The organism is Sorangium sp. So ce296, assembly GCF_051529605.1.
Taxonomy (GTDB): domain Bacteria; phylum Myxococcota_A; class Polyangia; order Polyangiales; family Polyangiaceae; genus Sorangium; species Sorangium cellulosum_D.
Genome location: NZ_CP150325.1, coordinates 7663571 through 7676792, shown reverse-complemented (window position 1 = coordinate 7676792; position 13222 = coordinate 7663571). Strand labels below are relative to the sequence as shown.

At 70.7% G+C, this 13222-nt stretch carries 8 protein-coding genes; all 8 read right to left on the bottom strand.

Annotated elements, in window-relative coordinates; translation table 11 throughout:
- Positions 1–75: 75 nt before the first annotated feature.
- The gene (locus tag WME98_RS28410; RefSeq protein WP_437335946.1) at positions 76–1755 is read right to left on the bottom strand and encodes an L-aspartate oxidase; all 1680 of its coding nucleotides are present in this window, start codon (positions 1753–1755) and stop codon (positions 76–78) included.
- A 1895-nt stretch (positions 1756–3650) separates the two neighbouring features.
- Positions 3651–3818, bottom strand: coding sequence for a hypothetical protein (locus tag WME98_RS28405; RefSeq protein WP_437944883.1), 168 nt, complete (start codon positions 3816–3818; stop codon positions 3651–3653).
- A gap of 801 nt (positions 3819–4619) precedes the next feature.
- On the bottom strand, positions 4620–5288 hold the full coding sequence (locus WME98_RS28400; RefSeq protein ID WP_437944882.1) for a PP2C family protein-serine/threonine phosphatase: 669 nt from the start codon (positions 5286–5288) through the stop codon (positions 4620–4622).
- 948 nt (positions 5289–6236) lie between these two features.
- Positions 6237–7751, bottom strand: a complete 1515-nt coding sequence (locus tag WME98_RS28395) for a PGRS family protein (protein WP_437944881.1) — start codon at positions 7749–7751, stop codon at positions 6237–6239.
- Positions 7752–7819: 68 nt separating this feature from the next.
- Complete coding sequence (locus WME98_RS28390; RefSeq protein WP_437944880.1) at positions 7820–8740, bottom strand: PEGA domain-containing protein; 921 nt, start codon at positions 8738–8740, stop codon at positions 7820–7822.
- Positions 8741–9347: 607 nt separating this feature from the next.
- Entirely contained in the window at positions 9348–10955 is a 1608-nt protein-coding gene (locus WME98_RS28385) for a hypothetical protein (protein WP_437944879.1), read from the bottom strand.
- Between the two features lie 28 nt (positions 10956–10983).
- On the bottom strand, positions 10984–12108 hold the full coding sequence (locus WME98_RS28380; protein WP_437944878.1) for a PEGA domain-containing protein: 1125 nt from the start codon (positions 12106–12108) through the stop codon (positions 10984–10986).
- A gap of 14 nt (positions 12109–12122) precedes the next feature.
- Positions 12123–13217 (bottom strand): hypothetical protein, encoded by a 1095-nt coding sequence (locus WME98_RS28375; protein WP_437954160.1) that lies wholly within the window; start codon positions 13215–13217, stop codon positions 12123–12125.
- Between the last annotated feature and the right edge of the window lie 5 nt (positions 13218–13222).

Genomic DNA, 13222 nt, shown 5'->3' with positions numbered 1-13222 from the left:
CCCCGCGGCCGCGATGGACGAGCGGGCCCTCCGCTCCGCCGCTGGGCGGAGGCTGGGCGGCGCTGCGCGGATCGCTCATCGACCTCGCAGATGAGGCAGCACACCCCGCTTCACGACCGTGTCCGTGGAGAGGCGATCGTTCGTCTCCGGGTAGTCGATGGTCGAGTGCAGCCCCCGGCTCTCGTGCCGGGCGGCGGCGCAGCCGACGATCAGCTCCGCCACGGTGGCGATGTTGCGCAGCTCGAGCAGATCCCGCGTGACGAGGTGCTTCCAGTAGTACTCGCGGATCTCCTCCTGGAGCAGGGCGATCCGCCGGGCGGCGCGGCGGAGGCGGGCGTCGGACCGGACGATGCCGACGTAGTTCCACATGGTCCGGCGCAGCTCGTCCCAGTTGTGGGCGACGACGACCTCCTCGTCGCTCGCGACCGCGTTGCCGGCCTGCCACTCGGGGACCGACGGGAACGGGCTCTGCCGGAGCTCGTCGATCTGCGTGGAGAGGCGCGCGGCCGCGCGGTGGCCGAAGACGAGCCCCTCGAGCAGCGAGTTCGAGGCGAGCCGGTTCGCGCCGTGGAGGCCGGTGCACGTGCACTCGCCGATCGCCCAGAGGCCGGGGATCGTGGTCCTGCCGTAGAGGTCGGTGGTGACGCCGCCGCACATGTAGTGGGCGGCCGGCACGACGGGGATCGGCTGCGCGGTGATGTCGATGCCGTAGCGGAGGCACTGCGCGTAGATGGTGGGGAAGTGCTCGCGGACGAAGCTGGCCGGCCGGTGGGTGATGTCGAGCAGCACGTAGTCCGAGCCGGTCCGCTTCATCTCGAAGTCGATCGCGCGCGCCACGATGTCGCGCGGCGCGAGGTCCTTGCGCGGGTCGTGGCTCGCCATGAAGGCCGTGCCGTCCGGCAGGCGGAGGATGGCGCCCTCGCCGCGCAGCGCCTCGCTGACGAGGAAGCTCTTCGCTTCCGGGTGGAACAGGCACGTCGGATGGAACTGGTAGAACTCCATGTTCGCGATCTCGGCGCCGGCGCGGTAGGCCATGGCGACGCCGTCGCCCGTCGCGACGTCGGGGTTCGTCGTGTAGAGGTAGACCTTGCCCGCGCCGCCGGTGGCGAGCACGGTCGCCCGCGCGAGGTAGGTCTCGACGACGTGCGGCTTCGAGGCGGGGCGGTGGCGGGGCGCGGGCCGCTCCGAGTCGCGCGGCCGCGGCGCCGGGTTGAGGGCGGCGTCGGTCTCGTCGAGCACGTAGGCGCCGGCGCAGACGTCCGGCCCGCCGAAGCGGGAGAGCGGGATCAGGTCGATCGCCGTGTGGTGCTCGGCGAAGCGGATGTTCGGGTTCTGCCGGGCCTGCTCGAGGAGCGCGCGCTCGATCTCCTGGCCGGTGGCGTCGGCGGCGTGCACGATCCGCCGCGCGGAGTGCCCGCCCTCGCGCCCGAGGCGCACCTGACCGTTCTCGTGGTCGAACTGGGCGCCCCGCGCGATGAGCTCGCGCACCCGCTCGGGGCCTTCGCGCGCGCAGATCTCGACGACCACGTCGTGGCAGAGGCCCGCGCCCGCCTCGAGGGTGTCGGCGATGTGCGCCTCGGCGGAGTCGTCCGGCGCGAAGACCGCGGCGATGCCTCCCTGAGCGTATTTCGTGTTGGACTCGTCGCGCGAGCGCTTGGTGACGACGATCACCTCGCCGTGCTCGGCCGCCTCGAGCGCAAATGTAAGCCCAGCCACACCGCTGCCGATGACGAGGAAATCGGTCGTAATCGCCACGGCCCGGCAGGGTAGCAGGAGCGGGGCGTCCGAAGGTAGGCCGTGGTGCGCGTCCTGCACGTGACGGCGCTGCTGGCCTGGCGTTCGGGCCGGCGCCGCGCGAGCGGAGCCGAGGCGAGCGCCGGCGTGGGGGCGCCGCGCCGAGGTGAGCCGAGGCGAGCGCCGGCGTGGGGGGGCTGGCGTGAGCCGGCGCGAGGCCGACGCCGCGGGCGGGGCCGAGGCCGATGCCTTCCTTCGCCGAGGCTGGCTGCACGTCCGCCCTGCGCGCCAAGAGGCACGTCCGTGCTCGGGCTCGCCGCTCTCATGAGCACAGTCGAGCAGCAGGCTCGCCGTGAGACGCAGCTCATATGCGCTGCAAGGATGTCGGTGATGCGGCAATTGGCCACCGAATCCCAGAGGCTGCCCGAGCAAACGCGGAAGATGTCGCCTGGCTCGGTGCGCTCGACATGCGTGCTCATTTCAACCGCCGCGTCACAGCCGAGCGCGCGTGTCGCCGCGCTTGCGTACTGCGTCAACATGGCGAGCGCATCAGGCGAGACGATGCCCTCCGACACGCCACCGTAACAACAGCACGGGAGACAACCCATCCCCGAATCCACCGACGACCAGGAACAGCCCCAGGCAAGGCCGCGCATCAAAGCTCTCCCTGTGGCTCGTACGACGCTTCGACGCAGGGCCCGCCGCGCCTGCCTCGGTTCAAGCCTCAAGCGTCCTTGCGCTCGACACGCGGTGAGCGCACGAGCCTCAGCTGGCCTCGGCGCTTGCTCCGCCCCTTCGGACCACCCGTCCCGGGATGGGTCTTCGCCCAGCCAACGCTCAGCAGCAGCTTCGGTCGGCTCTCCGATGGCGGAGCAACCTCCTCCACCGCCTCTCCGCGAGCCGCTCGCTCCGCGAGGCAGTGCTCGCAGCATTGCTCCGGATCCCACGGGATGTCGTCGAGACCCATCTTCCGCACCCACCTCCGCTCCCACTCCCCCAGCCCGCTCAGGCTCGGGCGCCTACGGGAGGGAGGCAGGTCGTCTCGGCTGGACTTCCGGCGCATCGACATGGCGACTCCTTCGGCAGCGCCGATTCTGCCGAGATCGGAAGAGCCCGCCAAGGGGTTTCTTCCAGAAATCGATGCTCTTTCGATGGTTTACGTTCAACCATGTCGATTTGTCACCAAATCGTACGGTAGCGATCACTTTCCGCGGTTCTCCGGGAGCGTAGTTCCCGCGGATCCTTCGCGATACCTCGCCACACCTCGGAATGCACCTTCCCTCCGATCGCTCGTCATGCGCTCACCACCAACCTCTCCCTGCCCCCCTCCACCGCGGCGCGGGCGGTGCTCCGACGACGCCGCCCGCTATCTCATCGCTCGCTCACCGAAACTCCTGCTCGGCTGCCCTTATGGCTTCGGCGCCTGCGCTCTCCGCAACGTTGCTGCTTCCGCCGGCGTCCTGCGCGCGCGCGGTCCGCCCCTCCCACGCCCCGCGCCGGGAGGAGTTCCCGGAGCGACGGCGACCCTCGCGTCAGCGCTGCGGCGCATCCGCCCGGCCGCAGCCATGGCCGATGGCTCTCGCAGAATACGAAAGCGATCTGCTGCCGGGCTGCCTTCAGCGACCGTCGGATAACATCCGCTCTCGCGGCCCGACGCAGAAGGGTTCAGCAGATCTTCGGTCCGTCCGCCCGCGCCCTGGGCATTCCACGCTGCGGTGGAGAAGTTGTAAGCGCCGAGCAGCCCACCGTGCCGCGTTTCCGCGACTAAGCAGTCCGTACCACCCCTGCGCAGGGTGCGTCCACTCATTTCTTGGTGTCTTCTTCAGCTCAGCGGCTCACCAACCGCAGCCCTCATTCGCCGGCCCACCACATTCCGTCGAACCGTTCGAAATTACCACACAACAGCGCCATGCTTCTCATTGCCCGCAGCTCGCATTGGCGGTGAAGTCCCAGCATTCTCCGCTCTCACCCACTTCGCCGGCGCTCCCGCCGGGCGCCGTTCTGCCGCCGTCGCCGGCAGTGCCCGCCATGAAGCTCTTCAGCAGAACTGTTGCGCTCGGCGCAGCGGCGTAGGCGATGCCCACCGCGTCGCCGCCTCGATCGCCGCCGCCGGGCCCGCCAGTTCCGCCCTGACCGCCATCGCCGCCACGGCAACCGGTCGAGCCACCTAGCGTCGAAGGATTCCCACCGGCACTGCCGCTGCCCCCAACTGCACCGCCTCTTCCGCCGGCGCCATCTCCGCCCTTGCCCGCCGTGCCCACCTCGATCGTCACCTCCGTCAGCACAAGCTTCGTCCCCAGGCTGACGATCCCGATGCTCGATCCGCTGGCCTTTCCGCCGCCGCCTCCGTTGCCCCCGCAGCCGCCAGCGCTACCGCCGCCGCTCGCGCCGGGACCATCGATGGGGTTCGAGATGGCTCGCCGGCGGTTGCTCTTTCGCAGCAGGTGCCTCCGCTTCCGCAACCGCTTCGGCCTTCGCAGGCGTTCCGGCCTTCGCGGCCCCCTCGGCCGTGCTCACCGCCGCCGCGCTCGCCGTCGCCTCCGCCGCGGGTGCCGCGGGGACCGCAGCCGACGCCGGCGCGGCGACGCTCGCCGCCGGCGCCGCGCTCGTCGATGCGCTCCCGGCCGGCGCCGCGGAGGCCGCCGGCTCTCCCTGCGCCTCCTCCGGCGCGGCGCCGCTCATCGCTCCGGATCCCCAGCGCCGCTCCCGCGCCCACGACCGTCATCACCAGCGCCAACAGCGGCACCAGCACATACGCGCGCGTCCCTCGCTGCGGCTGCACGAGCATCGCCGCTCGGCGCTTCGCGCCTGCGCGCCGCCCGCCCCTCCACAGCCCCGCCGCCCTCCCGTGCTGGCGTACCGTTCCTCCTCGTGAGTTCCACCGCTCAGCTGTCGCCGACGCGCGCCAGAATGCACATCACGCTCTCGGGCTCGCCGTGCTCATGAGCGCAGTCCATCATCAGGCTCGCCGCGAGGCGCAGCTCATGATGCGCGGCAAGGATGCCGGCGATGCGAGCCTCGGGCACAGCACCCCAGAGGCCGCCCGAGCACACGAGGAAGATGTCGCCCGGTTCGGTGCGCTCGACCAGGGCCTTCATTTCCGCCGCCGCCTCACAGCCGAGCGCACGTATCGCGGCATGCGCGTGTTGGCTCAATATGGCGAGGGCATCCGGCGAGATGATTCCATCCGACGCGCCATCGTCGGACGTGGCGTGCTCATACGTTCGCTCCTCCAGTTTCCCGCAACGAAATCGGCAAACGCGCATGTCGCCGATGTAAGCCATGTACGCCGCCCCCGGCGCGAGCAGCACACCGGCGAAGCTCGCGGGCACGCTGCTCCGCCGCTGCTCCGGACCATCGTCCCTCAGGCGACGATGGTTCGTTCGACGCGGGCTCATCATGAGCCGTACTTCGTCACGGCATTGCGGCGCAACCATTGCACCAACACAAGCGTTGCCCACGCTGTCTACCTCGACAGCTGCATGCACCATCTCGATGGCCGTACGAGAGACGCCCTCTCCGCCGACCTCACCAGCGACGAAGAACAGCCCCAAGCAAGGCAATGTACCAAAGCTCTCCTCGTTGCTCGTACGACGCGTCGACACAGGGGCTTCCGCTCCTGCCTCGATGGCGAGCGTTGGGCACACCATCATCCACCTCGCACGCTCGTCGCAGCGACGAGCCGAGTCAGGGCGCACCGCGCCCGCGGTGCGCCGAATTCTAATCCGTAGCCCTGCGCCCAGCGCGGCTGCCGTCCGCGGTCAGCGCTCCTGGCTCGTCAACGTCGGGTCGCTCGAACCGACCCCTTGTGACGGTGTCTTTCGCTCAGGAATCCTCTCGCTCGATGCGAGACGAGCGCACGAGCTTCAGCAGCGTCAGCTTGCCGCCGCCCTTGCTCCGCCCCTTTGGACCGCCCGCCCCGGGCGGGGTCTTCGCCCAGCCAAGTCCCAGCAGCAGCTTCGGTCGGCTCCCGACGGCGGCGCAACCTCCTCCACCGCCTCGCCGCGAGCCGCTCGCTCCGCGATGCAGTGCTCGCAGCATCGCTCCGGATCCCACGGGATGTCCTCGAGACCCATCTTCCGTACCCACTTCCGCTCCCACTCTCCCAGCCCGCTCAGGCAGGGACGCCTACCAGAGGGAGGGGCGTCGTCTCCGCGGGGCTTTCGGCGCATCGGCATGGCTGCTCTTTCGGATCGGGCAGCACTGATTCTGCCGATGTCGGAAGAGCTCGCCAAGCTGTTTCTTCCAAAAATCAGTGCCTTTCGCCAGTTTGCGCTCAACTATTTCAATTTATCACAAAATCCGACGGCAGCTTTCACCTTCCGCGATTCTCGCTGGAAACGAACTTCCTCCGGCGCCCGCTCGACACCTCGCCCACACCTCGGGATGCACCTCTCCCCTGCGATCGCTCCTCGCGTGACCACCAGCACCTCCTCTCCCCCTCGTTCCGCAGCCGTGCGAGCGGCGCTCTCGACGAGGCCGCCCGCTACCTCACCGCTCGCTCACGGAAACTTCTGCTCCGCTGCACTTACACCTTCGGCGCCTGCGTTCTCCTCAACGTTGCTGCTTCCGCCGGGGCCCCCCGCGCCCGCTGTGCCGGGCATCAGCATCGTTTGCCCTTCCTGCCTCACCGCCTCCCCCCGGTACGCGATCGCCAACGACGGCCCGCCGAGACCTCCTCCTCCGGGGCCGCCGTTGCCTCCCTGGCCTCCCTGACCGCCAGCGCACGCAGCTTTGGAGCCGCCCATCCCCGTGCCTCCGACGCCGCCGAGGCCACCGAGCCCGCCCGGCTGCATGTCGCCGCCCGCGCCTCCCCTGCCTCCGTTCCCCGCCTTCAGCACGCAGTCCTTCAGCGTCACCTTCCCCGCCACGCTCGCCAGCGCGATGCTCGCTCCGCCGGCTCCACCGCCTTGCCCCGGGAGCCCGCCGCAACCGCCGGCTCCACCGCTGCCTCCGCTCGCTCCGGCGCCCCGCACGCCGCCCAGGCAGATCGCCGCGCCGCCCTTCGCGCCGCCACCTCCGCCGCCGCCTTGTCCAGGCTGACCCGCTTTACCGGCTTCGCCGCTCACGCCGGCATAACCCGACGAGCTCAGCGTGCCGAGTCCGCTCGCGGCCGGCCCAGCTTGCCCGGCGGCGCCGTTATCGCCGCCCTGGCCGGTGCCAGCGGCGGCGCAGCTCCAGTCGCCTGCGGCGGGCTCTCCAGAGCCAGCTGCTCCGAGCGCGCCGGGCTCTCCGATCTGTCCACTGCCACCGTTGTTCACCCTGCCAGCGCCACCTTCGCCGCCGATGGAGAGCGCATCACCGCCGCACGCGTTTTCTACCTGCGCTCCTCCCAGTAGCGCCTCATCGGGTGCTCCTGATGTGTCCAGGTCGCTGCACGCATCCGTTCCGGCGTTCCCAGGTGACGCCTGCGCCGGCACCTCGCTCGGCGCATCCTCTCCCTCCGCGCCGACCGCTCCGTCCCCGGCGACCAGCTCGCACCGCACCAGTTCCGCCTCCGCGCCATCCACCAGCACCGCGATCGACGACGCTCCCGACGTCCGAGCATTCGCCGCGCGCACCGACACGTCCTCGATCCTTACAGAGCCCTCGCCCCGCATCATTTTCAGTGCGAGCGCTTCATCGACCGGCGCCACGGTCGTCTTCTTCTCCTCGCCGATCCAGCTCCACCCATTCGCGCAGTCGAGGCCACCGAAGAGCCTGACGCCTGCTGGCAGCTCGACCGCCTCCTCGAACGTTTCGGCGCACGCGTAGGCCCCTATCCGCTTGTCGGCAGCCCGACGGACCGCTTCGGCGAGCGTCGCGACCGGCTCGGCACGGGTACCTGCATTGCTGTCCTTGCCTGTCGAAGCCACGAACACGCCGCACGAGTCATCCACGGCGCCCTCGATCTCGCTCGGCACGCATCCGGAAGGCACGACCTCGCTGCCCCTGCCCCGGTACTCCTCGCACGTGAGCATCAGCTCGCAGTCGTCCTCGATGTGATACCAAAGCCCATCGCAACCGCTGGAGATCAACGCAACAGCGACAGTTGACCCCAACAGGACTTCCCTAATTGTTCTCATCGGTCGCTCTCCTGCTCGGCTCACCATGCGCTCACCATCACAACGCCGACGCCATCCACGCGCGGCGCCGGAAGCACGAGCAGTGCGGTCGCCTTCTCCCCGCCTCTCCCTGGCCACAAGGCGTACGTCAACGCGGCCGTGGCGAGCACGCCCGACGCTATGTAGCTCGCCAGCGCGATGTCTCCCAGACGACCAGCGCGCTCACCTGCATCATGAAGCTCAGCGCATTGTCCAGCGAACGACGGTGACGCCACGCATCCGCCACCTGCGGTGAAGATCTTGTGCTGTTGAGCGCGCGCCTCCGAGTTCGCGCTGTTCGATGCAACCGTCATCCCCACCCCCAGGCCGAGCCCCACCGCGCTCGCCGCCCCCAGCGCGATCACCGGCCACCACGTCCTCTCTTGCGGCCGCTGTTCCTGTTGTTCCGGCACAGCAGGCGTCTTCTTCTCCACGGGCGCACCGGCTCCCGCGCCCGGCGCGCTCGCGCCCTCCGCAACGTTCGCGACCGGCGTCGCCTCGTTCGCCTCACTCTTCGCCAGCGTCATCGCCAGCTCCACCTTCGCCGTACCTCCCTTGCCCACGCGCACCGTCTGGCTCGCCGTCTCGTACCCCGAAAGCCGCGCCTCGACCCGGTGCTCCCCCGGCTCCACGAACACCTCTCCCTCCAGCGGCGCTCTGCCCGTGACCTTGCCGTCCACCAGCACTTCCGCTCCCGCCATGCTCACCGTCACCCCCACCGCGCCCACCTGCGCCCGCGACTCCGCCAGCCACTTCTCGGCGTTCGGCTTCAGCTTCGCCACCCCTTTCAGCAGCGGCCAGTGTCTCAGCGCGAACGACAGGTACTGCGCCGCTTCTCGGTACTTCTTCAGCTGGTACTCGGTGTTACCCAGGTTGTACGCCACGTCGAACGTCGGGTTCAGCTCCCACGCCGGCAGCAGCAACGCTTCCGCCTCTTGGTGCTTCCGCGGCGGCATGACGGACGACGGACCCAGCTCCGCACACCAGGCAGCTCGCGCTGGCGTGCAGCAAAGGAGAGAGACCACTACAACGATGCCCACCCCCGGCCCGTGCTCGGCCCTGCGGGCCTGCGCGCGGTCCGCCCCTCCCAAGTCCCGCACTACGCGCGGGACGGGAGGGGTTCCCGGAGCGCCCACGGCTCTCGATGCTACGCTGCGACGCGTCCACCCGGCCATGGCCACGGCTCGCGGGCTTCCCGCCGCGCAAAAGCGATCTGCTGCTGGGCTGCCTTCAGCGACCGTCGGATAACATCCGCGCTCGCGGCCCGACGCAGAAGGATTCAGCAGATCGACGGTCCGCCCGCCCGCGCCTTGGGCATTCCACTCGGAGGTGGCGAGGTTGTCAGCGCCGGGCAGCCCACCGTGCCGCGTTTCCGCGACAAACCACTCCCTACCACCCCGGCGCGGGGTGCGTCCACCCATTTCTTGTTCTCTCCTTCAGCTCAGCAGCTCACGAGGCGCAGCCCTCGTTACTCGACCAAGCGCCTTCCGTTGAGCTCTTCAGAATTGCCACGCGGCGACACCGCGTCTCTCACTGCCCGCAGCTCGCATTGGTGGTGAAGTCCCAACATTCTCCGCTCTCACCCGCATTGCCAGCATTCCCGTCCGGCGCCGTGGTGCCGCCGTCGCCGGCAGTGCCGGGCATGAAGCTCGCCAGCTCGACGGCTCCACCTGGCGCAGTGGCGTAGGCGATGCCCACCGCGTGACCGCCTCGGCCGCCCGCACCGGGACCGCCCATTCCGCCTTGACCGCCTCTTCCACCATCGCAGCCGATGGATCCACCGAGCGACGAAGCAGCCCCCCCAGCTGCACCGCTGCCTCCAGCGGCACCGCCTCTTCCGCCGACGCCATCCCCGCCCTTCCCCGCCGTGCCCACCTCGACCGTCACTTCCGTCAGCACAAGCTTCGTCCCCAGGCTCACGATCCCGATGCTCGACCCGCCGGCCTTTCCGCCGCCGCCTCCCTTGCCCCCGCAGCCGCCGGCTCCGCCACCTCCGCCGCTCGCGCCGGGACCGTCGATCGGGTTCGGAATGGCTTCGCAGAACAGCCCTGCCTTCGCTCCGCCTCCGCCTCCTCCCCCTTGACCTTTCTTCCCGGTTTCGCCGTTACCTCCGTCGCCCCCCGCGATGCCGGCCAGCGTCAGCTGCGTGTCGCTGCCCCCGTCGCCAGGGTCGCCGGCAGTTCCAGGCGCGCCGGGCTGTCCCGGTCGGCAATTGCCACCGCTCTGCCCTGCGCCGCCGAGACCATCCTGCTCCAGGTTTGGCTCCGGCGGCGGCACGCCATCCGTCCCGCTCTGCCCCTTGCCGTCATCGGTACCCGTGATCCCGCCTGGCCCGCCGGCTCCGCCGCGTGTCAGGCCGTCTTCGCAGGTCGTCTCGCCGGGGTCACCGCCATGCACCGCGCCAGGTAGCGAGCACGCCGCCGACGCGTTCATCGCCGGCGCGCTCGCGCCGATCTGCGGCGCCTCCGTCGGCGTGGCTCCGTTCGCCCCGTCGAGCCCGTCCCTCGCCGTTACGTCGACCTGCACGAGCTCCGCCTCGATGTCCGCCACCACCACGCCGATCGACGACCTTCCCGCCTCCGTCGCGTGCGCCTCGGCGGTCGCGTCCTTCGCGTCCGCCGCACGGATCGCGAAGCTCCGCACCTTCGCCCCGCTCGCGGTCTCCGTCAGCGTCAGCGCCGCCGCCCCCGCACGCCCCTCGATCGTGCTCCGCGCCTGCTCGCTCCACGTCCACCCCGCGTCGCAGTCGAAGCCCCCGATCACCTCGACGCCCGCCTCGATCGTCACGCTCTCCTCGAACGCTCCGCTCGCGCACGCAAGCACCCGCTTGCCCTTCGCATTCGCTACAGCATCGCTGAGCGACGCGTACGGATTCGCCTTCGTCCCGTCGCCCCCCGACTCCGCGCTCGCGCTCGCGAACACCGCGCACTCGTCGCTCACGGCGCTCGCGTCCTGCGTCGGGTCCCCGTCACACGCGGGGTTCGGCAGACCGCCTCCCTCTCCCTGGCGCCAGTCGTGATGCGGGTTCTCCAGCGTGTACTCATGGTCGTCGGTCAGGTCGATCGATAGCGCATCGCACCCGACCGCTACGAGCACCGCGCAGATGGCGCCAGCCGTGAAGCCGTTATGTCCTCTCACGTTCGCGTCCTTTCCTTCCCGCTGCCGCTCACCACACACCAACGACACCGACCATCGTCTCGCTCGTCGCCAGCGAGACGATGGGTCGAATTCCGACCGAGCTGCCCGTCGTGGCCGATCGAGGCCAGAGCGCGTACGTTACTGCTCCGGCGGCCAGCGCACCGGACGCGACATAGGCCACGAGCGCGCCTGTGCCGAACGCCTCGGCGCTACCCGCCGTGTCCTTGAAAGCGTCGCATGCGCTGGCGACGTCACTCGGTGCATTCACGCACCCGGGCCCCCTCGACAAGATTGCAGCGCGTTGTGCATCGGCATCGCTCCGCGCGTTGCGAGACGCGACCGTCATCCCGATCCCCACCCCAAGCCCAACCACGCTCGCCGCCCCCAGCGCGATCACCGGCACCCAGCTCCTTGGCTGCGGCGGCGACGCCGGCTCCACGGGCGCTCCAGGCGCCAGCTCTGCCGCAGGCCCACCGCCGGCTCCCGCGCCCGGCGCGCTCGCGCCCTCCGCAACGTTCGCGACCGGCGTCGCCTCGTTCGCCTCACTCTTCGCCAGCGTCATCGCCAGCTCCACCTTCGCCGTACCTCCCTTGCCCACGCGCACCGTCTGGCTCGCCGTCTCGTACCCCGAAAGCCGCGCCTCGACCCGGTGCTCCCCCGGCTCCACGAACACCTCTCCCTCCAGCGGCGCTCTGCCCGTGACCTTGCCGTCCACCAGCACTTCCGCTCCCGCCATGCTCACCGTCACCCCCACCGCGCCCACCTGCGCCCGCGACTCCGCCAGCCACTTCTCGGCGTTCGGCTTCAGCTTCGCCACCCCTTTCAGCAGCGGCCAGTGTCTCAGCGCGAACGACAGGTACTGCGCCGCTTCTCGGTACTTCTTCAGCTGGTACTCGGTGTTACCCAGGTTGTACGCCACGTCGAACGTCGGGTTCAGCTCCCACGCCGGCAGCAGCAACGCTTCCGCCTCTTGGTACTTTCCATCCGAGTAGAGGCGGCCGGCCTTCTGGACCAGCGCTTCGGCGCGCTTCGCCGCATCGGCGCTGCCAGCAGCCTGCTGCGGCGCCGCTGGCTGCGCCGCGGCAGTGCCAGGCACGGCGACCGCGGTCGCGAGCGAGATCAAGAGAGCAACGGATCGGAAGTTCATCGTCATGGCTCCACGCGGTTTCATTGCATCCAGTTTTCGTCGAGCGGCCGCTCGGTCGGCGCAGGCGCTACCGGCGTCGGCGAGAGGCGCGGCGCAGCGCGCGCCGGCGGCGCGGGCGTCGGCGCGGCTGGTGCAGGCGGCTCGCCCTCGGTCGCGACATCGTCAAGGCTCGGCTCGGCCTCCGCCGGCGGCGCCGGCGCTACCGGCGGCGGCAGCTCCGAGGCCGCCGGCGGCGGCAGCGCGCTTCGCGCCGGCGCCCCGCTCGACGGCGGCGCCGGCGCCTGCTCCTTCGGCGGCGTCTCTCGCAGCAGCAGCGCCGCCAGCACGAACGGCATGCTCACCGCGAACACCGCAAGCACGACCATCAGCCACCTCGGCATCCACGGCCGGCGCTCCGCGATCGCCGGTGCGCTGGCCGGCGTCTTCGGCGTCGCCACCGGCGGCGGTGTGATCGGCAGCAACGACGACGGCAGCAGCGACTTGTCGATCGGCGGCAGCGTACGATCCGCCCACTGGCTCGGCGCCATCGCTCCCGGCTGCGCCGCCGCGCTCCGTGGACCCACGGCACCGGGCATCGCCGCTCCCAGCGGCGTTGCCGCGCCACCGTACAGCGGCACCGCCGATCTGGGATGCGCCGCCGCTGGTGCGTGATGCGCCGCCGCTGGTGCGTGGTGCGCCGCCGCTGGTGCGTGGTGCGCCGCCGCTGGTGCGTGGTGCGCCGCCGCTGGTGCGTGGTGCGCCGCCGCTGGTGCGTGGTGCGCTGCCGCCGCTCCTCGATGCGCTACCGCTGCGCCCTGCTGCGCCGCCATCCCCGGCAGCGGCGGCGGCCCCACCGCGCCCTGCTGCGCCCCCGGCAGCGGCGGCAGCCCCGGCCGCACCGCCACCCCCGGCGGCGCCGCGTGCCCGTGGGGCACCGCCGGCACCACCGGAAACTGGAACAGCGGCTGCCCTGTCGGCTGCTGCTGCTGCATCTCGGACAGCGCCCGGTCCAGCTCCGGGTTGTTCAGCGCCTGCTGCAGCTTCCGCTCCGCCACCGCCGGATCCGCCTCGCGCCGGATGCTCTCCAGGTCCGGCAGGTACTGCCGGACGTCGTCGCTGTCCTTGTTGCTGCTCATCTCGA